The sequence below is a fragment of the Candidatus Stoquefichus sp. SB1 genome, from assembly GCF_001244545.1.
In the GTDB taxonomy this organism is placed as follows: Bacteria; Bacillota_I; Bacilli_A; order Erysipelotrichales; family Coprobacillaceae; genus Stoquefichus.
This window is the reverse complement of record NZ_LN852694.1, coordinates 680,651-705,386: the sequence shown is the minus strand read 5'-3', so window position 1 is coordinate 705,386 and position 24,736 is coordinate 680,651. Positions and strand designations below refer to the sequence as shown.

The 24,736-nt window shown below is 27.5% G+C and carries 18 protein-coding genes and 1 pseudogene; 2 read left to right on the top strand and 17 right to left on the bottom strand.

What is annotated here, in order from left to right:
* Window positions 1–143 precede the first annotated feature (143 nt).
* The 3 genes and pseudogenes from BN1865_RS18935 to BN1865_RS19080 form a co-directional block, all read right to left on the bottom strand.
* Entirely contained in the window at window positions 144–272 is a 129-nt protein-coding gene (locus tag BN1865_RS18935; RefSeq protein WP_255351753.1) for a hypothetical protein, read from the bottom strand.
* 75 nt (window positions 273–347) lie between these two features.
* Window positions 348–494: pseudogene (locus BN1865_RS19085) on the bottom strand (transposase); the annotation flags it as partial.
* Window positions 495–979: 485 nt separating this feature from the next.
* Window positions 980–1,093 (bottom strand): DUF4062 domain-containing protein, encoded by a 114-nt coding sequence (locus BN1865_RS19080; protein WP_082189935.1) that lies wholly within the window; start codon window positions 1,091–1,093, stop codon window positions 980–982.
* A 646-nt stretch (window positions 1,094–1,739) separates the two neighbouring features.
* On the opposite strand from BN1865_RS19080, the gene BN1865_RS07130 reads away from it, so the two are divergent.
* Window positions 1,740–2,999, top strand: a complete 1,260-nt coding sequence (locus BN1865_RS07130; RefSeq protein WP_050636555.1) for a methionine gamma-lyase family protein — start codon at window positions 1,740–1,742, stop codon at window positions 2,997–2,999.
* On the opposite strand, the gene BN1865_RS07125 is transcribed toward BN1865_RS07130, so the two are convergent.
* The 14 genes from BN1865_RS07125 to BN1865_RS07065 form a co-directional block, all read right to left on the bottom strand.
* Window positions 2,996–3,742 carry an SDR family NAD(P)-dependent oxidoreductase gene (locus BN1865_RS07125; RefSeq protein WP_050636554.1) on the bottom strand — a complete coding sequence of 249 codons (747 nt, stop codon included), beginning with the start codon at window positions 3,740–3,742 and terminating at the stop codon, window positions 2,996–2,998. The two genes, BN1865_RS07130 and BN1865_RS07125, sit on opposite strands and share 4 nt — an antisense overlap.
* Before the next feature lie 18 nt (window positions 3,743–3,760).
* Complete coding sequence (gene efp, locus BN1865_RS07120; protein ID WP_050636553.1) at window positions 3,761–4,318, bottom strand: elongation factor P; 558 nt, start codon at window positions 4,316–4,318, stop codon at window positions 3,761–3,763.
* A gap of 74 nt (window positions 4,319–4,392) precedes the next feature.
* On the bottom strand, window positions 4,393–5,619 hold the full coding sequence (gene pnuC / locus BN1865_RS07115) for a nicotinamide riboside transporter PnuC (protein WP_050636552.1): 1,227 nt from the start codon (window positions 5,617–5,619) through the stop codon (window positions 4,393–4,395).
* Window positions 5,620–7,027: 1,408 nt separating this feature from the next.
* Window positions 7,028–8,974: a UvrD-helicase domain-containing protein gene (locus BN1865_RS07110; protein ID WP_050636551.1), complete on the bottom strand. Its 1,947-nt coding sequence runs from the start codon at window positions 8,972–8,974 to the stop codon at window positions 7,028–7,030.
* Window positions 8,959–11,106: an AAA family ATPase gene (locus tag BN1865_RS07105; RefSeq protein ID WP_050636550.1), complete on the bottom strand. Its 2,148-nt coding sequence runs from the start codon at window positions 11,104–11,106 to the stop codon at window positions 8,959–8,961. The genes BN1865_RS07110 and BN1865_RS07105 overlap by 16 nt, the downstream gene beginning before the upstream one ends.
* A 133-nt stretch (window positions 11,107–11,239) precedes the next feature.
* Window positions 11,240–11,680, bottom strand: a complete 441-nt coding sequence (locus BN1865_RS07100; RefSeq protein ID WP_050636549.1) for a type I restriction enzyme endonuclease domain-containing protein — start codon at window positions 11,678–11,680, stop codon at window positions 11,240–11,242.
* A gap of 25 nt (window positions 11,681–11,705) precedes the next feature.
* Window positions 11,706–11,918 (bottom strand): hypothetical protein, encoded by a 213-nt coding sequence (locus tag BN1865_RS07095; RefSeq protein ID WP_050636548.1) that lies wholly within the window; start codon window positions 11,916–11,918, stop codon window positions 11,706–11,708.
* A 339-nt stretch (window positions 11,919–12,257) separates the two neighbouring features.
* The gene (locus BN1865_RS18715) at window positions 12,258–12,347 is read right to left on the bottom strand and encodes a TnpV protein (RefSeq protein ID WP_232780357.1); all 90 of its coding nucleotides are present in this window, start codon (window positions 12,345–12,347) and stop codon (window positions 12,258–12,260) included.
* A gap of 85 nt (window positions 12,348–12,432) precedes the next feature.
* On the bottom strand, window positions 12,433–14,199 hold the full coding sequence (locus tag BN1865_RS07090) for a hypothetical protein (RefSeq protein ID WP_157844102.1): 1,767 nt from the start codon (window positions 14,197–14,199) through the stop codon (window positions 12,433–12,435).
* Between the two features lie 155 nt (window positions 14,200–14,354).
* Window positions 14,355–17,915: a hypothetical protein gene (locus tag BN1865_RS07085; RefSeq protein WP_050636546.1), complete on the bottom strand. Its 3,561-nt coding sequence runs from the start codon at window positions 17,913–17,915 to the stop codon at window positions 14,355–14,357.
* A 390-nt stretch (window positions 17,916–18,305) separates the two neighbouring features.
* Window positions 18,306–18,623, bottom strand: a complete 318-nt coding sequence (locus BN1865_RS07080; RefSeq protein WP_050636545.1) for a hypothetical protein — start codon at window positions 18,621–18,623, stop codon at window positions 18,306–18,308.
* Window positions 18,624–18,816: 193 nt separating this feature from the next.
* Entirely contained in the window at window positions 18,817–22,287 is a 3,471-nt protein-coding gene (locus BN1865_RS07075) for an SIR2 family protein (protein WP_050636544.1), read from the bottom strand.
* Window positions 22,288–22,835: 548 nt separating this feature from the next.
* A complete protein-coding gene (locus tag BN1865_RS07070) occupies window positions 22,836–23,201 on the bottom strand; it encodes a helix-turn-helix domain-containing protein (RefSeq protein ID WP_050636543.1) in 366 nt (121 codons plus the stop codon).
* A 217-nt stretch (window positions 23,202–23,418) separates the two neighbouring features.
* A complete protein-coding gene (locus BN1865_RS07065; protein ID WP_050636542.1) occupies window positions 23,419–24,192 on the bottom strand; it encodes a hypothetical protein in 774 nt (257 codons plus the stop codon).
* 309 nt (window positions 24,193–24,501) lie between these two features.
* Between BN1865_RS07065 and BN1865_RS07060 the strand changes: the two genes are divergently transcribed.
* Window positions 24,502–24,711, top strand: a complete 210-nt coding sequence (locus BN1865_RS07060) for a helix-turn-helix domain-containing protein (protein ID WP_050636541.1) — start codon at window positions 24,502–24,504, stop codon at window positions 24,709–24,711.
* The last annotated feature ends 25 nt before the right edge of the window (window positions 24,712–24,736 follow it).

The window sequence follows — 24,736 nt, the reverse complement described above, 5'->3', positions numbered from 1 at the left end:
TTCAGTTGTGCCATTCCAAGTTCATGTTCCTTCTGTTTAAGCTGACGCTTTAATAATGTCACTTCATCAACTTCTTCATCCGTTTTATGTCGTCCACGTTTGTCGCCTAGACCTTCTTCTCCTTTTTCCTTGTAATTCTTAACCTAGTTAAAGACATTAGCGTAAGTTGTTTCGAATACCTTAGCTGTTGTCTTATAATCCATATCATGTTCAAGACAGTACTTTACAATTTCAATACGTTCTCCCTTATTGACTTTTCCGCTTTTAGCCATATAGATATTTTCTCCTCCATGAATATAATATTTTAGTTCTATATGACTATTATACAATTTTTTATGTCGATGTATTCAATGCATTTTCACCAAATGCCTGATATTTTTTATCCAATTGCTCACAACATTCTTTTTTATACTTATCTTTTTGGCTAAAGAAATAGTTGATTCTTCACCATTTAAATATCTTTTTACAATGCTTAATTTCAGTTCTTTTGAATATTTACTTTTTTCTTCCCAATATAAAAACCTCCTGTATCAGCGCTTAATTATTTACGCTGTCTACTTGGAGGGCATCATATCATTTATCAACGTTTTTTCTTTCTGTTATTCAAACTCCATGAACTCATATAATTTTGCTAATCTATTTAAATTAGTATTTATCATATCTATTAAACTATTTTTTATAATATTCTTGTTATTTTTAATGTAATAAGGTCATTCTAAGATCATAACATTTAAAACTTCAATAAAATAATTATATTAAATAATTCATTGTAGTTTTATTTTCTAACTAATAACGTATTCTCATTTATTTTCAATTTTTTCAAATAAGTGATTATATCGTTTTTAATAAATCTAGTCCTATAATATTTTCTGTCAACCACTCTATATGTTTCTAATAGTCCTTAAGATATATATTTAGGATTATCTCTTTCGAAGTATTTACTAATTTTGGAATCATCTATATTATTCAAATAAAAATCTTACAATACAATTGATATAATCGGTTTATTTATAGTTACAGCATAATCATATTCCATTTCAATATAACTAATTTCTGTTTGATTATTTATCGTTCCATATCTACCGCCTAAAATTAATAAATATCAGAATTATTAATCTATTCTTTTACAAATTCTATTGTTCTTCGCTGTTTGCTGCAAATAATTCCATGCCAACTGGAATATTGATTGACTCCAAAATACTTTTTAAAGGAACTTGTCTTTCCTCTTTTTAATCATCATAAGTTGAGGATATAAAAATTTGCAACTTTTTATCCAATTTATATTCATCTTTCTTTTGTACCTTTATTCCCATAATTAGTATATTTTTTCCAGTAAAATAGATTAAATTTTTAACACTTTACCTTAAAAATTTCTTGTGGTGTTCCAAAATTCACTAAGCCGTATATATGGTGCAAATCATCTTAGCAATATTAATTATGTACAAAACATTAATGACAACTGCTATTTTCTTAAAAGTATATTCATTTTATAATAACGATAATGAAGTTAAATTTTCAATCTAGTTGTGTCAAACTTTTGATAAATCATCTTACAATCATGGTACCAAGAATAATTTAACAAGAAAATGATTTAATATCACACATTTTAATTCTTAGTCATTGATTTATACTGATGTTTTTTATTTCCTTAATATATTTATATTTCTTCAATAGATATCAATACAAACAATCAAAAAATGTGTATAATAAACAATGTATTATGAATAGGAGGTTTTTTTATGATACTTGAACAAATAAATCCAGATCTACTTACTTTAGCTAAAGAATCTGATACAGTTTTACATGATATATACGAAAAGATTGACTCTATTTGTCTAACAAATTCTAATCGAATCTTATCCGCTTTCATTGAAAATAAAGTTTCTTACTCAGATTTTAGTGATATTAATGGTTATGGAAACTATGATGAAGGAAGAAATAAAATTGAAAAGATCTTTGCAACTGTCCTTGGCTGTAAGGATGCATTAGTACGACCTCAAATCATGAGTGGAACAAATGCTTTATACCTAACTCTTTCAGCATTATTAAAAAATGGTGATACAATGATTTCATTATCTGGTGCTCCTTACGATTCACTTCAAGAAATGATTGGGATAAGCGGAGATTCAACTCAGTCGCTAAAAGCTGCTGGAGTTAAGTATGAACAAATTGAATTAATTAATGATGATTTTGATGATCAAGTGATTGTTCAACGCTTAAAAGAAAAAAATGTTAAATTAGTTGAAATTCAAAGATCTAGAGGTTATTCGCATCGTAAATCGTTATCGATAGCAAAGATTGAACGAATCATTAAAAAGATTCGTGAAGTCAATGATGAAGTCATTATTATGGTAGATAATTGTTATGGCGAATTGGTAGAAGCCAAAGAACCAGGGCATGTTGGTGCTGATATTGTTGTTGGATCTTTAATGAAGAATCTCGGTGGTGGGATTGCACCAACTGGCGGATATGTAGCCGGTAATCAGGACTTAGTTTATATGGTTGCTGAAAGATTAACAGCTCCAGGAATCGGAAAAGATTTAGGGGCTAATTTCAATTTAAACAATGCTTTTTTTAAAGGAATCTTTATAGCTCCTAATGCTGTAAAAAACGCATTAAAGACAGCAATATTTACAGCTTATATGTTGGAAAAACTAGAATATTCAAACGTATCTCCCCACTATGATGAACCACGAACTGACATTATTCAAACATTAGAACTTAAATCTAAGGAGAATTTAGTAAGCTTTACTCAAGGCATTCAACAAACCAGTCCAATTGATTCATTTGTCCATGTTTTACCGGCTCCAATGCCAGGATATCCTTTTGATGAAGTTATGGCTGCTGGCAGCTTTACTCAAGGCAGCACAATCGAATTAAGTGCTGATGCGCCAGTTATTGAACCATATACCTTATACATGCAAGGTGGTTTAACCTTTGAGTATGGAAAATTATCTATTTTATTAGCATTATCAAACATGAAAGGGAAGTTGGATTAGCAACTTCCTTTTTGTCCACCATCAATTCGAATGACGGTATTATTAATAAAATCAGCTTCTTTGCTTACTAAAAACTTCACTAAATAAGCGACTTCTTGAGGATCACCATAGCGATTGACCATGATTTTTTCAACTTCGTCTTTTAAAAATTGCTCATCATAACCATCCAATTCATTTTCCGTCCCAATGAAACCTGGAGCAATGCAATTGACATTAACAAAAGGTGCAAATTCAAAGGCTAGATTATGTGTCATAGAAATCAATGCTGCTTTAGATGCATCATAATCAATACACATCGGATAATAGGTATTGATGCCATTGGTCGAAGCGATATTAATGATTCTTCCATATTCTTGATCAATCATATGACGATAAACACGTTTACTGCAATTAAATGCTCCTACTACATTGATATCTAATGTTTTTCTGAATTCTTCAGCATTTTTTAAATGAAATAAATTTGATAAATCTATGGCCGCGTTATTGATCAAAATATCAACACCACCAAGTTCTGATTCAATCAAAGATACCATTTCATCTACTTGTTCTTCCTTAGAAACATCTCCTGCAATAGCCAAGCAACGTACTCCATAATGATCAATAATTATATTTTTTAATTCCTCAGCTTCTTTTTGAGATGTTAAATAATTAATGACAATATCATATCCTTGTTTTGCTAGTTCTAAAGCAATTGCTTTACCAATTCCTTTCGCTCCCCCTGTAATCAATACAATTTTATTCATCATTTTAAAAAGAGCTTATTAAGCTCTTCCCGCATACTTTCCATCAGTTGTAAACACAACGATTTTTTCTCCAGTATCAATAAACTGAGGAACTCGTAATGTTAACCCTGTATCAGTAACTGCATCTTTTGTTTGGTTAGATGGTGCACCTTTGATGGCAGGATCCGTTTCAACCACTGTTAATTCTACTTTTTCAGGAACAGATACTGATAACAATAACTCATCAAAGAACATTAATGAAACAATTGAACCTTCAATAATATAATATTTATTGTCCCCTACTTGATCCTCTGCTAATTCATATGTTTCATATGTTTCTAGATCCATAAAATAAAAAGTAGAATCTGCTTTATATGAATATTGCGCATCTTTTCTTGAAATATTTGCTGCTTCAAACTTAGTTGAAGCATTAAAGTTTCTTTCTTGAATTGATCCAGTTTTTAAGTTTCTCATCTTTGTTTTTAAGATGGCTGCTCCTTTACCTGGTTTTACATGTTGAAAATCCATAACTTGACAAGGATCACCATCAACAATCAAAGTTAATCCTGTTTTAAAATCACCTGCTAATATAGCCATATTTTCACTCCTCATCTTGCACATATTAATACATACTTTATTCTATCAATTTTAACATCATTCCACAAGACACATTACGATATTTGTGCTTGTTTTTTTGTTGTATGTTCCTTAATATACCTACTCCACTTGATATAACCATATGTTGTATTCGTAAAATAGCCTAATTTTAGAACTAATAAAACATATTGTCCTGAAATAATATTGATAATGGCTTCAAGAAAGGCACAAATATACCATGCAATCCACTGTTCTTGCAACCTAAAGAAAATAAATAAACCATTGGCAATGCCTACTGCCGAGGCACAAGCATCAATATAGATAATGAATGTTTCCAATAATTCATTATTGTAGAAATCTGTAGCAATATTTAAACCACTAATAAGATATCCAATGACAAATGTCCAAACAATGATTCCAATAATCACTAAAACTTCCTGGTAACCTTTTAGTTTTCTGACTACTGTTAATTCATCTTCTTCATCATCTTTATGTTTTGACCAATTGATATAACTCATAATATCAATTGGCAGCCAGAAAAACAATGTCGTTGCCATTGTAGCAAATCGATACATTAGTACTATACATGTAACAATTTCAACAATTTCAACTAGTATTGAAACAAGGAAATTATATCGTGATTGTTTAGAAATCAATAATTCACAAAGAATATTTAAGAATGTATCCAATAAATAAAGTAACATAATGATAATTCCATTTACCCCATTAGCACTTTCTTCTGGGAAAACTACGGAAAAAATTGTTGCTAGAACCATGATTGAAATAAACCATGATTTTTCATATGTCGTAAATTGTTTCGCAAATAACATCATGATTAAAATGGATAACATCAAGATTGAAGAAGCTATCCCAAAGTTAAATAATGGTGCTAATTCATTAGCTCTTACTTGCTTGTAGGAATACTGTACTTCCTGATTGTTTATATTTTGGTGATCAAAATATAATTTTGTCCCGTTTTTTGTTTCGTATTCATATGCTGTGATTGTCTTATCTTCTAATTTAACATAGTCTTCATATGAATAAGATACAACTAGTTTTTTATCACCATTTATATAGGTAACATCACAGATTGTGTTATCTTCACTATAGTCTTCTAAATCATTATCTCTTGTCATTTGAATACTTTGTATAAACTGCGCATTTTCAACGTTAGTATTTATATCAAACAAACCATAGCCAATTGATATAATTGAAGCAATACATAATCCAATTGAAAATATGACTTCTATCATTCTTAACCTTTTTTTAGGTTCCATGTTTCCTTTAAAAAATTTAATCATATCAAACCTTCTTCCCTATATATTTACATTTTTATTGCTTTTACATTATAATACATTTTTATAAATATGAAATAACTTTTTTATAAATGGCAAGTACAAAATGATATAGTATATTAAAAAAGCCCTTTTTTGTACTCCATCATCCCAGAGCATGAATATGTCATTATTATTCCTAAAATCTGTAAGCAAAACGCCCATAAAACGACTATTTATAAGGATTTAAACCCAGTTTTTAATTATTCAAATTCGCTTAACACTTTATTTTTGCTACCTATACAGGTTAGTTTTTTAAATAATCATTACTTCATATTGTTGTATTTTATGCAATCTTTTCTTTTGACAAAAAAATATCAATGCTGTTTTGCAATCTCTCCATGTCAAATAACCATCCAACCAATGTATAGCTTCTGTTATTTCTTTTTGTCCATCTCACATTTTACATTTCGCAACAAATGCAGTAAGGTTTTCACACTCTATCAAGATATCTGTTTTATTATTATTTCGAAAACCTTCTCCTATTGCGTCACTTTGGTATATTGTACTATGCTTAGCCAAAAAAATATTTCGAAGATCTTCTTCGTGTATTTCCTTATATGAAGATAACGTTTTTTCGTAAGTGCTCCAACTTGTTTTATTACATTCAAAATACCTTCACAATCTGTGTCGGAAAGGCAGTAATAATCTTACTAATTATAACTATAAGATACTGATGTAATCATTCATTTTCTTAATGGACACATGCGTTGCTGAGAATTCATTACTTGTTATAGGTATTTCAAACATAGATGTAATCGTACAAAATGATTTAACTTTTTTTCTTTAAGGACAATAATAATCGGATTCTTAAAAAAACATTAAAATTATTAACATCCCTATCACAATATGAAATTTTGCTCTTAATATTGTCGATATCTCGATTTAAACTATTGAGTACTATTTCTTTTGAATTTTCCACTTCATTTCTCTTAATGTTTTATCTATTGTAATAATAATTTCCGTATTACTAAGTTCCATTTCTTGATAATTACTCGACGAAAAGATAGAAACTTGATATTTAAATAGAGATTCATCTCCAGAATATGGAAAATAAAATTTAAATAGCATTCCATCTACTTTAATTGTGTTATCCCCATATGAATCTCTAAAAGAATAATCTACGTATCGTGTTATTTTACTTTACTTAATTGTTCTTTTTAACACATTTTCATCAACAATTATGATAGGAACTATATAATGTTCCTGAAAAAGATTTTCTGCCAAAATCTCTATATCATTGGCAAGGATCTAATTATCTGTAATATATCTTGTATTCTTTTATTATAACCATCTAATATCATTCCTAGCCTATTATCCTTAAAAGGTTTCATTTGTAAATATTATCCTCTTTCTTGTCACTTTTAAAAATTTCTTATTCTACACTAAATCCACAGTTTTCTAATTTAACACGAAGTTTATCTTCAAATTCTGAAACATCTGTTTTATTTATCACTATGATAAGGTTTCTTCTTGCACGAGAACAACCTACATAGAATAATCTATATGCACAAAGTGGTCCTAATACTGTCCCCTCTTTTAAACAATTTTTCACATTAGTAACATTCTTTCTACCATTATACTTATCCATTTTTTCTTTAAGTAGATAATTATAATAAGGATTAGTGCTGTTTGCTAATATAAACGACTGCAAGAAATCATCTATAATATTTGCTACAGAAGTATAATTGACTGCCTTTAATTCTGAGCATTTCATTCCAATCCCCACCTCAATCATATGTATCAATTTGCTATAAGAATAATAAAAAGCATCAAACTTAGATAATGTAACATCTATATTGCTCCAAAGTTCAAAAAACTTTGACATATGTACAGGTAGATTTCCATTTTTACTATTTTCTGCAACAAATACAACGGTATCATGGCTTTCACCCTTTACACCATGCTGAGTAGATATTTTTGGATTGTTTAAATAATTTGTAAGTAATTCTATTTCCTGAACTCTTACATCCTTTACAAACTGATAATCTGAATCTTCAACAATAGCAAAATATATCTCTTCTCTAATAAACTCATCCTGACAACATATTTCCAAAAACTGATTAATTGTCATTTCTGCATTATTATATGCACTAGTAATTATCTCTATTTGAGTTTTTAGTTTTTTCTTATCCGAATGCACTTTAATTACAAATTTTTCAGAATTTAAATAAATGTGCTGTTTGCGAACAATTCTAAGAACTTCACCATAATATCCCTGATTATAGTATCTAACTAATTGATCTGTAATAAATAAAAATGTAAGCAATACATCATTAATTCTTGCATCATCTTTTGTTAATACATCAACAGCAGAATATTTTCTTCCATATCGATACTTTTCCATATTATCATAAGCGTCATACAATTTTTCAACTCCAATATTTTGAAATTTAGATTTGTTAGATAAATACAATATCAACGCATCTCCAAATTGTTTTCTAAACTCTAGAACACTTTTCTCTGGATCTGAGGAAAACAGCACCTTAGGTAAAAATGCCATAACATCATCACTATTTTTTTCATACGGATTTTGTTTCAAAAACTCATCATTATAGATTGCATTCAAAATAGAGACTATCTTAGGAGTGGTTCTATAGTTTGTAGAAAGATTTATAGATTTATTAAGTCTTTTAAATTCTTCTTCAAATTCACCGTTATAATTCCTATATATTTGTTGCATCTTGTCACCAAGTAAATATAACTTAGACTTTTTACCTGCAACAGATGTATAAAAAATATGGAGAACATCTGATGCCGTATCTTGATATTCGTCAATAAATATCATTTGATACTTATCAACTATTTTCTTTTTTATTACTGGAAATCTATCAACAGCCAATCTTGTGAAAGATATCAAGTCATCATGACCTAAAGTTCCTCTATACAAAGATGTAAATGGTGCCTCACTATAAGAAATATATTCAATATTTGAACGAATTGTTTCTAAGTCAATGCTACCATATTTTTCTTTATATCTTTCATTACTTTCTTCCCAATTGCTATTTTGTATAATATTTTCTATTTGCTCTGCAATCTTATCACTATAAATTTCCCAGTAGAGATCAATAATTGCTGAATGAGCAAAAAAACTACTGATAAAATCATTAATAAAACTATGAATTGTGCCAAAGTATACTCTTTTTCTATCCAAATCTCTCCCTAATTCTTCTGCTGCACGATTGGTATATGTAATACACAAAACATTATCATAAGGATTTTGTAAAAGATACTGCTCAACTTGTTGTCTAATCCATGTTGTTTTACCACTTCCAGCAGGAGCATTTACAAGAAAAATATTATCTACTACTTCATCAACCATGTTAAACCCCCATCAATATATTCCGGTATCATCGTTTCTACATAACCATTCATTATTACAGAATACATAAAATCTATCTTATTTTGCGATGTTGAATTTAAAACATCACGTATTGATACAATATCGTTATCTGAAACGGACTTCGTATTTTTCTTACTTGGAATAGAAAATTTGAGTTTTGAATTCTTTCTTTTCTTCTTCCACTCTTTTTTCTTAAATGTATTACTTACATCTATAGAAAAATATTTATTAAGCAACGCTTCTTCCAGTGTTCTAGCATACCCATCTTTATCTGTCTGAAAACATATATAAATAAGATTATCAATTATATTACCTTTCTTTTCTTTCCAATCATACAGATTTTTTGCAGTAGGAGATTCTGTCGGATGATAAATAGAATAGAAATGTTTTAATGTATCATTTGTTGATTCAGAATTACAAATATTCGTTATAATAATTTCTTCTTTTCCATAATCTATATCAGTAATGATTAAAGATTTTATTCCTAATATTCTAATCAATTTCTCATAATTTTTTGCATATGCACCACCAACTTGTATAAACGCAACATATTGCTGACCTAATTTTTTAAATTTATCTAATGTCATTAATTTTCGAATAAACAATCTTTCGGTATCTCCTTCATAAAAAATTGCTTTATCAGCAAATACTATTTCTGAATAACCGATTTCAAAGAACCAGTCAAAGAAATCAGCTAATTCATTGTCTGATAACTCTTCTGATTCTTTTAGTTCACTCAGAAGCAAGGACAAATCATATAAATTACTTTTAAAATCTTCTGCATGGCGTATAACACGTAAATGAGAAATGCCCGTAACACGAACCATCTCATTGGAATGAGTTGTAATCAATCCCTGCATTTTTGATTGATAATAATCCAACAAGTATTTAATAAAGACTTGTTGCATCTGAGGATGCATATGGGATTCCGGTTCCTCCAAGAAAAACATATTAACTTTAAGAGGATCAACATTTTTTTCATATTCCTTCAATTGGAGATGAATATAAATCATATTGCTATATCCTAGTCCCTGAGATGATTCACCTAAATAATATCCATCCACATTATAAGTGGCAGTAGTAATCCTCTGAAGCAAATCACTAATATCCTCCTCAGTAACTTGCATATCTAACATAAGTTCACCAGATTTTCCACCATTTGTCTTCTCTAAAGCAACAATTGTATCTTTTAGAGATTTTAGTGATGTATCTCGTACTGTTTTATCGATTTCTTTTTCTTGAATCGGTTTAAGTAATTCATCAGGAAGTCTTTCAACCAATTCATTCCAACTGTCATCAAGCTTTGCCATTTTTATCATCTGCTTACTAAGCATATGAGAATGATCTGATTCATCATCATCTAATGGCCTACTTGCTTTAATAAAACAAAAATAAAATAACTGCCTAAATTCTTTCAGTTCATCAAATTTACAATTACTGCTATAATCTCTATTACAATAATATCCAACTGCTATTGTTGACTGGACATAAAGACCGGCAATCAATTGTTTCAAATAACGTTCCTTTACCACAATATTGCTCGTAGCTTTTTCATCAAATGGATCTGTAAGAGCATTCTTATCTTCTTCGATTTCATCAAATCTACGCTTTATTTTGACAAAATCATTTATTATTGCTCGAACAAACTTTGAACGATTTATTTCATAATTGTACTGAAAATAGAAATCATGCTTTGTTTCATCCAAATCCATGATATAGTCTGCAAATAATTTAATATCATCTATCTCTGGATTATATGATACATGAATTTTAATATGGGTTGTTTTCATCAAGTGTGGTTGAATAGATTCATCTTTTGAAATAATAGTATCTACAAGTTTTCCATCTACCTCTGCTATAGTTTTTCCATCTATAAAGAAATCATGAAATATGGGATATGCCCAATCCACCCATTCTTGTATATTTTTTGCAGGAATATCCGAAACATTATATTCAAGTTTCTCACTCACAAATATATTTTTCATCAAATTAACCAATGATGTTTTCCCACTATTGTTGGCTCCTGCCAAAATAGTGACCCCTTTATCAAAAATTAATTTTGCTTTTTCAAACTGTCTATAGTTTTCAATTGTAATACTTTCTAATTTCATTATACTAACTCCTTTATACTATATCTTTCTATCAATAAAATTTATAAAAGTACCTGCTTACATAAGAAAATTAATATTAGTATTCAATAATAAGTAATTTATAATTTCATCTTTATTCATCGTAAGATTCTTTCTATGCATATTTAATCCATCCATATCTTTGAATCCCCATATCAATAAAGTAATTCAATAACAAGTCAATCTTAGCATTAAAAGATTCTTTACCATAACACCTAGCTAAATCATCATTTAAAGCAACTTCAATAGTGTGCCTTACTTTTGGTTGCTCATCTTTATAGCAATCAACTACAAGCAATTTTAATCTCTTATTTATAATTGTTGTATATAGATGTTTTGCTGCTAATTTAACTTGTTGTTCTTTTTTTATGTTAATTTTTTTACCACGAATCAGCAAATCATACAATTCAAGTTCTTCTGTTAAAACTTTAAATACAAATCTTTCAGATTCTTGTTTTAATTCTTCCATCAATTGAATCAATTGCTTATAATAATCTTTATTTTCAATGCCTCCTGCATTATATCTATCAATAATGTCCTTATCGCGTTCTGACATTTGATTCTTGTACAATTTTCATTAATCATTTGCTGAAGAGTATTTCGATAAAGTCTTTCATATCATCAATTTCAATTGCTTTATACGGAGACCTTCTAATTTCTTGACACAGTTGATCAAAATCCATCTTTGATAAGTCAATTACTTTTGTACCTTTAATAGCATAATTATATCGCTTCTCATTCTCCTTAACCATGAATTGATTTGCCATAACACTACCATCTAACACTTGCTGCATTCTTCTACAAGCTCTATCAATTTTTTTATCATCAATTATTGGTACTATATCAAGATTTCGGACAACTTAAATGTAAGAATTTAAGTTAGTGTTTTCTAACATGTAATTGTCTTCATATTTGTTTGGACTCTGATAGTTACAGTGTAAATCTATTCTTACTGTATTGTAGAACCCTTCCAAGTTTTCAAATACTAATTTATACTACATATCAAATTATATAGTATATTATTCATTTGTTGAACTCGTTTTAGTTGATTTTCTTCTTTCAATTCTCAGTTATATTTCTTCTCTTCTTATGATCATCAATGAGTTTGTCATATAATTAATTAGCGTCAACATTTATATTTTGTAAAGTTCATTTATCGTATTAATAATTAACATATTAGTATAGATAATTTTATGATGCTCTTTGAGAAAATTCAATCTCATTCTTCTAAATTTTGTTAAATTCAATGATTTTATGGTAAACGTCAAATAGCAATTTTTATTCTATATTCCTTATATAATTAAACATTTATCGTTGCATACTAGAATACTCTCTTAAATATTTAAACACAAAAGGAATAGCAGTTAGCTGATTCACTCTTACAAAATCCACACATAACATACGGCTATAAACTTCAAAATCTGACGGGCTACAATTCACCAGTTTTTTAATTTGATTCGTTGTACTCATATTATTTCTAAAATCTTTTTCGCTGATTTTTCCCACTGTATAATACATATTTTTATACTCTTGTTTGTAATTTATATATATGTGTCCACCCATATAAGTAACTACAACATCTGGTTTCTCTAATTCCGCATCCACTCTTTTTCCTGTTTGCTCATATATGAACTGATACACCTTTCTTTTTATATAAGGTTTTTTTCTATCAGATGGAAAAATTTTTTTTATTTGATCTCGATCTATTTCTTTTTCAGGCAACTGCTTTAAATTATTTAATAAATCCTTAATCTTATTAGTAAATATGTTCAATAATTCTCCTTCATAGCAATCCCTGTTATTTTTTTCAAAAGACTCTATCATTCTAATTAACTCTGATTTATCTATAAAATCAAATTGGCTACATTCATATAAGCGATTTTCGATAATCTTAAAATCTGGTAATGGATGATATTTTAAATTTTCCTCTATTTTCAAAAATGTATGATCAGATGTTTCTATTGCATAAAAATCTTTTCTATTATTTTTACTTAATTCATCAGGTATTTCATGTGCATTGATACGTTGATACTCAGGACTATGATCTTTGAATTGAAGCAAGTAAAATTGATCATTTTCTTTCATATAATATTTCCACTCTTCTTGTATAAATGCATTTTCAATTGTTGCTAAATGAAATGTTTTGTGTATAATTTCATATTTTATCAAACCCTCAAAAAGAATTTTTTGACCTATATTACTGCGTTTTTTATTCTTTATAGTGAAATCATTATATTCTAGTGTCAATTCTTCCAAAGTAATATGTTGTATCGCAAAATTAATTGAAGCAATATGATCATCTTGTAATTTATTATTTTTATAATAATCGCTATTGTGAATGATTCTGATATTTATTTTATTTTTATCTAATCCTTGCCCTACAGAGATGTCATTTTCATTTATATTCTTCTTATCAAACGCATGCATCATCAAATATATCAGTTGATCGGTACATTGTTTATCTTCACACAGATTAACAATATGAAAACCTATATGACTCAATAAGGCTAGCATGTTTTTGTGAATCCCTTTAGGCTTCTCCCACCTTATGACATTGTATTCTTCCTTTAAACTATCAATTACAAGAATGTCATTTAAATATGTTTCAATCAATTTTATGACTTGCGAAAAGAGATATACTTTTGTATTCTGGTATTTTCCAATATTCTCAACATTAATGAATCTAATCCTATTTTTGTGATTTCTATCGCCTTTCTTTATATACAAAGCATCATAGGCATCTAAAGGATCCTCACATAAATCATTACCCTTTGCATAATACACCTGATACTGAACTTCATCTACTTGCGTATACGTTACAACTGATTGTTGCAAGATGCCTTGATAGAACCTGTATTCCAAATATACTCTTTTATTTTTCGTATTTTTTACCCATTGTAAAAAGTGTCCTGATATATTAAAAATTGCATCATTTTTATATTTAGTAAGAGAATTTAATAAAAGATTCAACTTCACATCTTGATAGATCTTATTATCTTTGCATATTTCGAGTTCCTTAGGAAGATCATGAAATTGTTGCAAATCAATTTCATCTTTATGAAACAATAAATACATACATTTTCCACTATAATTATATACAGATAACAGTTCAGCACTAAGTTCACGAGGAATTATCTTTGATCTTTTTGGCAAATATTTTATTTCTGAATCATTTCTTACAGTGATTTTGAATACATCATATTTTAATTCAAAATCTTTGATATTGAACTTTATCTTATTGGTATTAATGAACATTTTATAATCTCCTCTTTTATTATACATAGTGCTTCCTCGTTATAAACTTTTTTATTTACATCATAAAGCCAAGGAATTATTATAATTTTTACATTTATCGCATTTTCTTCATGAATTTCCATACGCTGATATCCTTCGTATAATATGTTGATGACAAATACTGTAAGATAACCTGATTTCTCTGCTTTACGTTTGATCCATGGCAATTGTTTATAGGAATCTTTCCTAAAGCCTTTATACCAATTTTTAAAATCAAAACTTATGTTATCTCCATAGCAGAAATCAAAACATTCAAAGAATTCAATATCTTCTATCTCTTGTATATCAATTTGATACTGCTCTAATATAAATCTTCCTGCTACTTCACCTAAAGCCCCCTTATATATACGCTGAAACAAATGTGTACACATCACGTATTTGCCAAGTTCAAAATCGATTGCATATTGACGTTCAGCATGAGCAAAATAGCTTTGTAATCCAGGAATTTGCATCATTCTCTGTAACCTTGCAGATTTTGCAGAAACAGAGTAGCGATATTCACACATATCATTTCCATATTTAGTCCAATAATATCCATCATAACTATACTCGTTGATCTCTTCATTAAATTCAATATAATGGTCCTTGATAATCTGTGAATTATCAGTATTGCTTGTAGGATATCTTAATACAAACTCTCTTAGTTCTTTCCATTCCTTTACACTTTCTAAAGTCCACTTACGGTAAATATACGAGTTGATTTTATAACCCGTACTCTTTTCTATTCTATTTGCTTCATTAGATGATTTCACAAAACTAGCAAAATCTATATCAAAACGCATACATGCTTGCTTTGAGAATTCCAAAAATTCAATATTTAAATTCATTTCTTTTTGGTGTCTTACCGTTTTCCATACCAATTTCGCATTATCAAAACATGATAAAATTAAGATTTTTGATCCTTTTGTTTTTGTTCTACAAATCCGTCCTATTGCTTGAATGAGATATTTCAAATGGCCATAGGTAATATCTAAAATATCTTCTTGCTGAAAGATTACTTTATCTGATATTCCCATATAAGTAATCCTAAACGCCTTCTTGATATAGTCTAACACTTTGTCTTTTTTTAAACCGCCTACTGTATTCAAATATTCTAAAGCATATATTACTTGCATGAAATTATGGTATGTATTATTCTCACTCGTCAAAAAAGGAAAGATATTGCTAGGTTTTGATAAATATAGTCCATCAAAATCTTTTTCAATGATTTTTTGTTGATCTAATTTTAGATTATCATAATATTTCAAATTATCTTTTGTAACTTTATACTTTAAATTAACTCCAGTACCTAAAGTGTGGTACGTTGTTACAATAAATACCTTCTCTCCTTTCTCTAATGATGGGATTACTTCGGGGTCATACCTTTTATTAAATTCTTCGCTATCCAAAAAATAATATTTTATAGAAGGACTATACTTCTTTATCATTAAATCTAGCACTTTTATGCATGCTGTTTTAAATATCTCATGTTTATTTACTGAAAAGTTAACAAAATGAATAAAAGATTGAACTTTGGCTTCATTGCAAAATCGATCAAAAGAACGATACAAATCAGCAGCATCTTTCAGCCTATATGACTCATTTTGATCTACCATATTATCATGTGAACTATAAAGATCATTATTTCCGAAAATGTCGATTAATGTTTCTTTTAAATAAATTTTCTCATCTTTGCTACATTTAAATTTTCTATCAATATCAAAATCAATTACAATTTCAGATTTTTCATATGCATTTGACAAGAAATATTGATAGTTTTCCATAATCCTATTGTGCTCTTCCTTTGAACAAAAAGAAACTCGACTACCCAAAACTTTTTGGAAATAAGTTAGATCATAATTTGTTAATATAGAAGGTATGGTCGCAGTTGCTGAAACTCCAATCAGTTTATAATTCACGCAAAGATTAACAATCATTTTCTCTGGAACCATATCATAACTGTAAGAATAAACTTTAGATTCCAGATTATGTTGATCAAATGAATCTATAACTTCCATATAAGAGAAACCATTTTTATAAAAATCATATTTTTTCCTTCGTTTATCATTATCAAACTTTTCGATACTTCTCTGTACATCATTTTCTATTTCTACTTGATGAACCTCGAATTTATCCCTTGCTTTTCGGCTTCTAATACCTTGCATAATTTTCGCTGTAAGGAATCTCTCATTTTCTTCACTTAAATTTAAAATTTCAATCATTCCATTACAAGCTGAAGAAAAATCCATTTTTTCATCATTGATAGTTTTATTGGCATTAAAGAAATTCATATATTTCTCAATTACTTTGGTATATGAAAATATAAAATTTGCTATTGTCTTATTTACTTTTTGATATAAATAGTTCAGACTTTCATGAGATTTGAGAAACAAATCTTTTTCGCTGCTCCGTGTATAAGAAATCGAATTGATAATGTTAACTTTTTTATCATCAATATCCTCAACATAATAAATCAGTTGTCTAGCATCATTAGCATTTGTAATAGTATGAGCATCACTGTCACTAAAAATAAAATTATGTTTACTTTCGATATTCCTTGTTTTAAATGTATTATCTAGAATATGCTTTGTTTCCTTATCCAGTTTTTCAAAGTCATGCTGAATTTTCTCAACTTCATTTTTTATTTCATCTAATAAATTCAATTGATTATATCCCTCTTTAGGTTTAGCTACATGAAAATATTTAGGTATGTTCCATTTCGATAATTCATCATAAAGTCTTCTAAACAGACGAAAACATTCCGTTTTATAATTATTTGCATTTTCATCTATAATCAAATCCATTAATATGCGTTTTGAAGCATCAAATTCATCAAAAAAAATTATTGCATTTTCATATCGCTTACTAGACAATTCATATGCCTTTTCATATAGAGGATCAATTGGGTAATAAAATTTTTGCACTGTCATCAATATGATATTTTTATCATCAATATCAATTACTGGGTATAGAGAACGAATCCATTCTTGAGTTTGAACAAATTCTTTTCGTTTTTTCTTTGTTTTTGCACAATTTTCATAGATATATCCCTTTATTGCTTCCCTGAATTTTCTTTCTTGTTCATGAAATATTTTACAATAATACTTCTCTTGATTGACTGATATTGGTTTATCATTCAATATTGATAGTGTAATAGACAAGTCTTCAATGATTTCTTTATTTTTAACTAAAAATCCAGATAGTTGAATATCATCTTTGTTACTGATAATATCTTTGTAATGTGATTTAAAGTTTTCAAGTATTGAATTCAGCCTAAGTATTTGAAGTTTTATTTTTTCTTTTTCATTGTCATCTAAATCTCTAGTCAACTCTTCTTGATCTGGAATCTGATTATGTAAATTAGCTATGAAAAAAATTTTCTTTTTCTGATAATTATCCTGAATATATTTCACTATCTGATATGTCTTTCCTGATCCTGTGGGTGCATCAAAGATAAACATTGATATATTTTCATCATCTATTCTTTTCTTTATGATAGATTGAAAAACTTGTTCCATGATCATATCCCCCTTATGTTATAATTTTCACTCTATATTATAATAACAAACAAACTATGAAAACGCTACCACAAAAGATAATTTGTGTAATAAAACAAATAATCTACTGCGTAAAAATACAATTAAAAAGAGTGCTCTTTTCAGAGCACTCACAAATTACATATTACTATTCAAACTCAACATGATGAGTTCTGTTTTGAACTTGTTTTAGTTCAATTTACAATAAATATACTAAAGATAAAGTTCAATATTACTTATTTTCTACTCTTTTGACAAATAAAGTGTATCAAAATTGTATCACTTTTTCAAGAGTTGTGTATCATTTTTATATCAAAAGCAACTACTCCCCTACCATTATTATTCTGCATAATTAGGAATTTATCTATTTATTTACTTATATTTCTTATTAATATCAAAATCCAAAATAATACCACAGTGATTAGTAAAGGCTAAAGTTCTAAAATCGGTTCTGATTTCTTTCAAATTTAAAGATTCTTTCTTTGCCAACACATAATCAATATGTCTATTTCCAACAAACGTTCTAATCTTAAAATGTTCTTTACTATCAGCTTTTATTTTTCTTCCAGAAAAATCTATATAATATGCTTTTCCTTGATTTATACCTTCTTGCCATAGATTAATGTAATCATTAAAACTGTTATCTATTACAAAATTAAACATATTCATATTAAGTGTTAATAATAGCATTTATCTCCCTCACAAATTTCAATTTATCTTTTACTTTATAATATTATTATCACACTTTGTATAATTCTCCACAATGTGTTTTACGCAGCAGAATTTTTATAAGCTAGTAAAAGAATTTAACAAAGAATAAACCTCTTAAAAATAATTCAATAGTAGTTATTTCTTTATAAGAATATCCTTTATTTGAACTTAATTAATTACATGTTAAAGTAATATGTCGCAATAATAAAGCCTCATTCAATTTAGTTTTTAGTCTTTCATCAGTACAATTAATTTTTTCTACTACTTCTTGAATTGTAAATTCAATCCTTTCAATGTGTGCTCCAGAATTAAGAATATAAATTAATAATTTAGCAACTTCGTCTGGATACTTATATACCAATTCAGAATTCTTTAAACGATAAAAAAATGAAGTGCTGATCTTATTAAATTTTACTCCCGACTCGATAATTGCAACAGCATCAGAAAAAATATTTTTTAACTTAAAACACCAATTTAACATTTCTGTATTTTCCACATATTCCAATGGTTTTGGAATGTTTTGCACTCTATTTTTCCAATACTCTTTTAGCCATGAATTCCAGAGAGCATTTCTCTCTTCTTCATTCAATCTAACTAAACAATCTCTAATAGTATTAATAAAAAGTAATTTATCTGATGTTTCAGCAACATCAAAAAATTTTGGAATAAATATTTCAAGTGGATTTTCTACAACATAAACAAGCAGTAATGTAAAGTGTGACACCAAAACTTTTCTTCCATGTCCTTCTAATTCATTTATTCCTGAAATCGCTTCAAGATAATTTTGCTGAAGATCAATTCCTAATTCATTATAAAGTTGACTAGAAAAATAAGCAATCCCCTCCCAAGATATTAAAAAATCATTTTTATCAGAAGTAGTTAAATATGGAATAATAAGTTTTTTGCACCAATCTTTGTTACGATAATAAAAGAAACGTACATTTCCTATCAATATACATAATATTTGATCATGATATGGTAATTCTTCAGTTAATAATTTTTCAAAAAAGTTAAAATACTTTTTTTCATTTGATGAATCTTCTTCAAAAGATAACATCTTTATTAGAAATGTTATAATTACGCCAACCGAACAATTTAAACATTTAGTCATTACATCAGATTCGCAATTTATTTTCTTTTCTCCTAATTCATAAACTTTCAAAGAAAAACAAAATAATTGATTTGATATTTGATTAAACACTAGTTGTATTTCCTTTTTCTTTAGCAAATCATCAAGATACCAACCAAGACTCAAATCATTAAATTTTATTAATTCATCATTCTCGAAAAATAATTTAATCAACGTCATATGTTGTTCAACTGTATAATCTGATTCTGAAATTTTTGATATTATTTTATTCCAAATTGGATGGTCACTTTCAAAACTTTCTTTGATATATTTAAGTATTTCAAGTGCCCATTCATAATCTTCTTTTAAACAATTTCCAAAAGCATTATACAAACCCGCTTTAGTAATACCAGCAAACTTATCTTCTACAAAACATTTCAATAAAGTGACTAATTCTTCTTTTCCCATCTCTTTTATTTCTAATTCTGATTTAGGACTTTTATCAGCGTCCCAACTAATTGTTGGACCTGTCGTAATCAACTCAGGATGTTTACGGTCTTTAAAATAAGGATACTCATGCAATATACTTTCATTTATTTTATCAATTTCAGAATCATTAATATTATTCTTTCTAAACCATGCACACCAATTAAACTTTTTATAAGCAATATTTTTTAAATTTTCTTCAGTTGCCTCAAATTTAGTATCTCCTTTTTTGATTTCATCTAATAGTTGTTCTTTCATATCACTAGATAAATCATAAAAAATTGCTGCTACTAATAGAAAAACTTGCTCTTTACTGTACAATGTATACATACCTATATGCTCAAAAATCAATTTGCATTTTTCATCATTTGAGTATAATGGATTTACTCTTAATAATTTTATTCCCAAATTGTTTAATAAAAATGAATTAGACTTAAGACATTCAGCAATATAAGCTTTCACAAAAGTTTTGTTATCTATATTATTAATAACTTTACAAACTTTATCGCAAAAGCAAAATAAAACTTTCTCCAAATCCGTATAATAATGTTTGCGTTCCAATGAAAAAAATATTCCATTTAATGGATCAATGTCATCACTTGCCATTCTTAGCAATTGATATTGATTATATATTGAATTTATTTTATCTTTAACAAAAAGTAAAAAATCTATAGGAAATTTTTCAATCAATTGCATCCCAACTGTGTCAAAAGCAATATCAATGTAACTAGACGACCCTAAAAATCTACATTCATAAACAACTTCATCATTTGGACTAAATGACTTATACATTAACTCCATATTAAAATCAAACATTTTTTTGAACAATAAAAACGAAATCTGATAAATTTCTTTTATATAAGAAGTTTCTAATAATCTAAATAATGTAAATCCGTCATGAATTTTATTAATAAGTAATACAGTATATTCACAATAATTTTGATCTGAAATTTCAATTTTATCATTGTCTAAATAATTGATTATTTTATTAACTAACTTGCTGTTTATGTTATTGTTATTTTTCAATATTGCTCTTTTAATTACATTATCATTATTTCCAATAAATTCACTAACAAACCAATCTAGCCATAGCTCATCAACTTCATTCAAAGAGGAATTCTCATTAAAAAATGAATCAAAAACGCCTCTTTGATCAAGCCATTCATACCATTTTTCACCATGAATACTTTTTGTAAGAATAAATGTTTTATTCTCATCATGTAAACAATATTCAATTTCGCTCTCTAATGAAATATCTTGAGGTGGAATTAATTCAAATTGCTTAATAGTATTTTGCCAATCCAGTAACCCTCTTTGATTAATTTCTCCCAAATGATTAACAATTTGATACAAGATATCATATTTATCTTTTCCATAACAAATTGATTGAATTCCAAGTAATTCAAATTCTTTTGATTCAGAACCAATCATGATAAAACGTTTATAATTACCATAAGAAGTGAGTGCCCTTGTCAAATATTTAACAATAGTATCTTCATAACTATATCCAATAAAAAGAATATTATATGACTCAAATAATTTAATAAGAAATCTTGATACATATCCATCAGTAATATAAGCTTTACCGAAATCCTCATCTGTAAGTATCATTGATTGTGGTTCATTAACATTGCCATGAATATGCACAATTCCCTTAAACTCATTGCCTAGTGGTAATGCTGGAGCATTATATGTATTAACAGTAGTTATTTTTTTCGATTCTAACACTTGTTCAAACATTGTATCATAATTTGTTGTAACAATTTTAATGCTCTCTGGATCTCTAAATAAGTTAATAATATGTTTATGTAAATCGTTATATTCTAGCTCATTTTTTGATAATAGTTCGGCTGTTCGTTGATGAACATCTATTTTTTTATGCTTCAGCATACCTAAAAATTTTTCACATGGTTCATTTCCATCGTAATGTTCACCAGTTCCAGACTCGATAAATTTAACTAGCTCATAAAAACTTGGCAAATTGGTGGGGGCTCCCATAGAAACGCCCGCACCAACAAACACAACTAAACTATTATCTTCAATTGCTTTTTGTAAATCCTTAGATACACTCACACCATTAATAATCATCTTATATTATCTCCTTTTGAACTAAAATTCTAATTATAATATAGCATAAATAATTCAATGAATTCTGCTGAATACTTAAAATTCCTATTAAATTTAATTTTTTTAGAATGATTCTAAAAGTTGTACTCAAAGATATCATCAAATACTAAAAAAGTACCTATTTAAGTGCACTTTTAACATTTAACTTCTATTCAAACTCTTTATGTCAATTATTACATTGACCTTTATTTAGTTCAAATAATTATTTTTTTAATGTAATAAAAATTCAATTTTCTATCATTTATACTCTTTTGATAAAAATAGTGTATCATAAATGTATCAATACCTCAAGTTTCATGTATCATCCTTATTTAATCAATATCAGTTTAAATTTATAAATAAGCAACCTAACTTATAAAATCATTTCCACTTCAATTAGTCGCTTATATAATCTACAAAGATTACTATTTTATAAAAAATTTACAATGATATAATTGGATATCATTTATCGAATTACTCTTAACAAAATTATCAATAAATTGAATATAAAAATATTATTTACTTAAATTTTAATTTTCTAATAATCTCTTTCTAATATCAATTTCTTGTCTTAATGATTCTTTAGTCGCTAAGATAATATTCATGATTATTCTCATTTCATAATCATCACAATCCGAAAATAATTTGTTTGCTTCCTCTTTAAACACATATCCTGACTTGACAACATTATCACACAAGAAATAATCTACTGATGTATCTAATGCATTTGCAATAGCAATTAATGTTGGTAAACTTGGCTTAGTTCTACCTGTCTCTATATTACTCATATGTCTTGATGAAATACTACTTAATTCAGCAGTTTCTTCCTGACTAATCCCCTTACGAATTCTTGCTATTTTAATTCTTTTACCTATTGCCTTATAATCAACGATCATATATATATTCTCCTCTACTTTGTTGAATATATTTTATATGAAAACAAAGCAATTGAGAACGAATTACAAAATGTTTTCCTTTATATAAATAGAATAAACATTATAAAATATACATAATCAATTATATAAATAGAAAACACTAATTATTTCAATGATTGTGCCAATATAATCTATAATATCTTGAAAACAATTCATAAACATATGGTTAATTTAGTCCTCAGAAACAATTGCTGAAAACTTTTCTAATTACTGGATAGCTATACCCCTTTTCCTCATCTTGCTTTTCTAGTTTCAATGCATCTGAAATCTTTAACATTAATTTTTGATCTTTGAATATAGTCATTTTATCAAACTCTAACAAAAGATATAGATAATGTAATGGTAAACTTAATTTAGCTAGATCAATAGATTTTAAGTACCCATATATTTCTTTAGGAGATTTACATCTATGTAGGTAATTCATATCTACATATTCATCAAATGACAAAGTAATTGGATTATTATTCAAACTCATATTATCAATTATATTTTTGACCACTCCATCCATAAGTTTCTTAGAAAAATGATATATCATTTCTTCTAAATTATTTGTATAATACCACTTTTTATTTTCATCATCAAAATTTTCAATTGGTGTATCTCTTGAAAAATGATATTTAAATAAGTGTGTATCATCACCAATAGAAAAAGCAATATTATAAAAAGATATAAAATCTTCAAATAATTCTAGTGGTGATACTTGTTCATATGTTAACCCTAATATTGCATATTCTGACTCAGTATATTTTTCAGGTAAATCATTACCTAATATATCATCTTTTGTAATTTGAATATCTTCTATATTTTTATTAATGAAGTCTATTCTCTCTTTTAATCTTTTTTCCAATAAAGGTTCAGCAAGTTGCTCTAATGCTTCAGCGCAAATTAACCTAGTAACTGAATATGCAATATCTCTGTTTTTAATATATTCCTCCAATTCTAAGACTTTCAAAAATGTTGATACTCTATACTCTAATTCAACTATACTAAATGTACTACTTCATGAAATATAATCTTGAGCATCTGGTTTTGTTTTTAGTTTCTCAACATACTGATTTAGCTTATTAAGAATACTTTTATAATACTTTTCATCAGCATATAATTCTTTCTTTTTCATTTATTTTAGCTATGCAATACACATAACTATCCTCCCTTCTCATAATACAGTCATTTACTATGTCTGATTAAAGACATATCTACAATCTAATTTTACTGTAATAATAAAGAAAAGACAAGAATTATATTACAGGAGAGTATCAATATGATTATTTACGATCGTTTATGGAAGTATTTAAAAAGCAAGAACATTTCCCAAAATTCTTTAATAAGAGAATATGGAATTAGCACATCACAGTTACATCGTCTAAGAAAAAATCAAGTTGTATATACATCTACATTAGATAGATTGTGCAATATTTTAGAATGTGATTTATTTGATATTGTAGAATATATTCCAGACAATAGAAAATAAACTATTTTAACTATATTCATTTTTC

Excerpts from the sequence above, each read along its gene's own strand:
- BN1865_RS18935 (WP_255351753.1), bottom strand. The coding sequence starts at position 272 with ATGGCTAAAAGCGGAAAAGTCAATAAGGGAGAACGTATTGAAATTGTA.
- BN1865_RS07130 (WP_050636555.1), top strand. The coding sequence starts at position 1,740 with ATGATACTTGAACAAATAAATCCAGATCTACTTACTTTAGCTAAAGAA.
- BN1865_RS07125 (WP_050636554.1), bottom strand. The coding sequence starts at position 3,742 with ATGAATAAAATTGTATTGATTACAGGGGGAGCGAAAGGAATTGGTAAA.
- efp (WP_050636553.1), bottom strand. The coding sequence starts at position 4,318 with ATGGCTATATTAGCAGGTGATTTTAAAACAGGATTAACTTTGATTGTT.
- pnuC (WP_050636552.1), bottom strand. The coding sequence starts at position 5,619 with ATGATTAAATTTTTTAAAGGAAACATGGAACCTAAAAAAAGGTTAAGA.
- BN1865_RS07110 (WP_050636551.1), bottom strand. The coding sequence starts at position 8,974 with ATGGTTGATGAAGTAGTAGATAATATTTTTCTTGTAAATGCTCCTGCT.
- BN1865_RS07105 (WP_050636550.1), bottom strand. The coding sequence starts at position 11,106 with ATGAAATTAGAAAGTATTACAATTGAAAACTATAGACAGTTTGAAAAA.
- BN1865_RS07100 (WP_050636549.1), bottom strand. The coding sequence starts at position 11,680 with ATGTCAGAACGCGATAAGGACATTATTGATAGATATAATGCAGGAGGC.
- BN1865_RS07095 (WP_050636548.1), bottom strand. The coding sequence starts at position 11,918 with ATGCAGCAAGTGTTAGATGGTAGTGTTATGGCAAATCAATTCATGGTT.
- BN1865_RS18715 (WP_232780357.1), bottom strand. The coding sequence starts at position 12,347 with ATGAGATTGAATTTTCTCAAAGAGCATCATAAAATTATCTATACTAAT.
- BN1865_RS07090 (WP_157844102.1), bottom strand. The coding sequence starts at position 14,199 with ATGTATTTATTGTTTCATAAAGATGAAATTGATTTGCAACAATTTCAT.
- BN1865_RS07085 (WP_050636546.1), bottom strand. The coding sequence starts at position 17,915 with ATGGAACAAGTTTTTCAATCTATCATAAAGAAAAGAATAGATGATGAA.
- BN1865_RS07080 (WP_050636545.1), bottom strand. The coding sequence starts at position 18,623 with ATGCTATTATTAACACTTAATATGAATATGTTTAATTTTGTAATAGAT.
- BN1865_RS07075 (WP_050636544.1), bottom strand. The coding sequence starts at position 22,287 with ATGATTATTAATGGTGTGAGTGTATCTAAGGATTTACAAAAAGCAATT.
- BN1865_RS07070 (WP_050636543.1), bottom strand. The coding sequence starts at position 23,201 with ATGATCGTTGATTATAAGGCAATAGGTAAAAGAATTAAAATAGCAAGA.
- BN1865_RS07060 (WP_050636541.1), top strand. The coding sequence starts at position 24,502 with ATGATTATTTACGATCGTTTATGGAAGTATTTAAAAAGCAAGAACATT.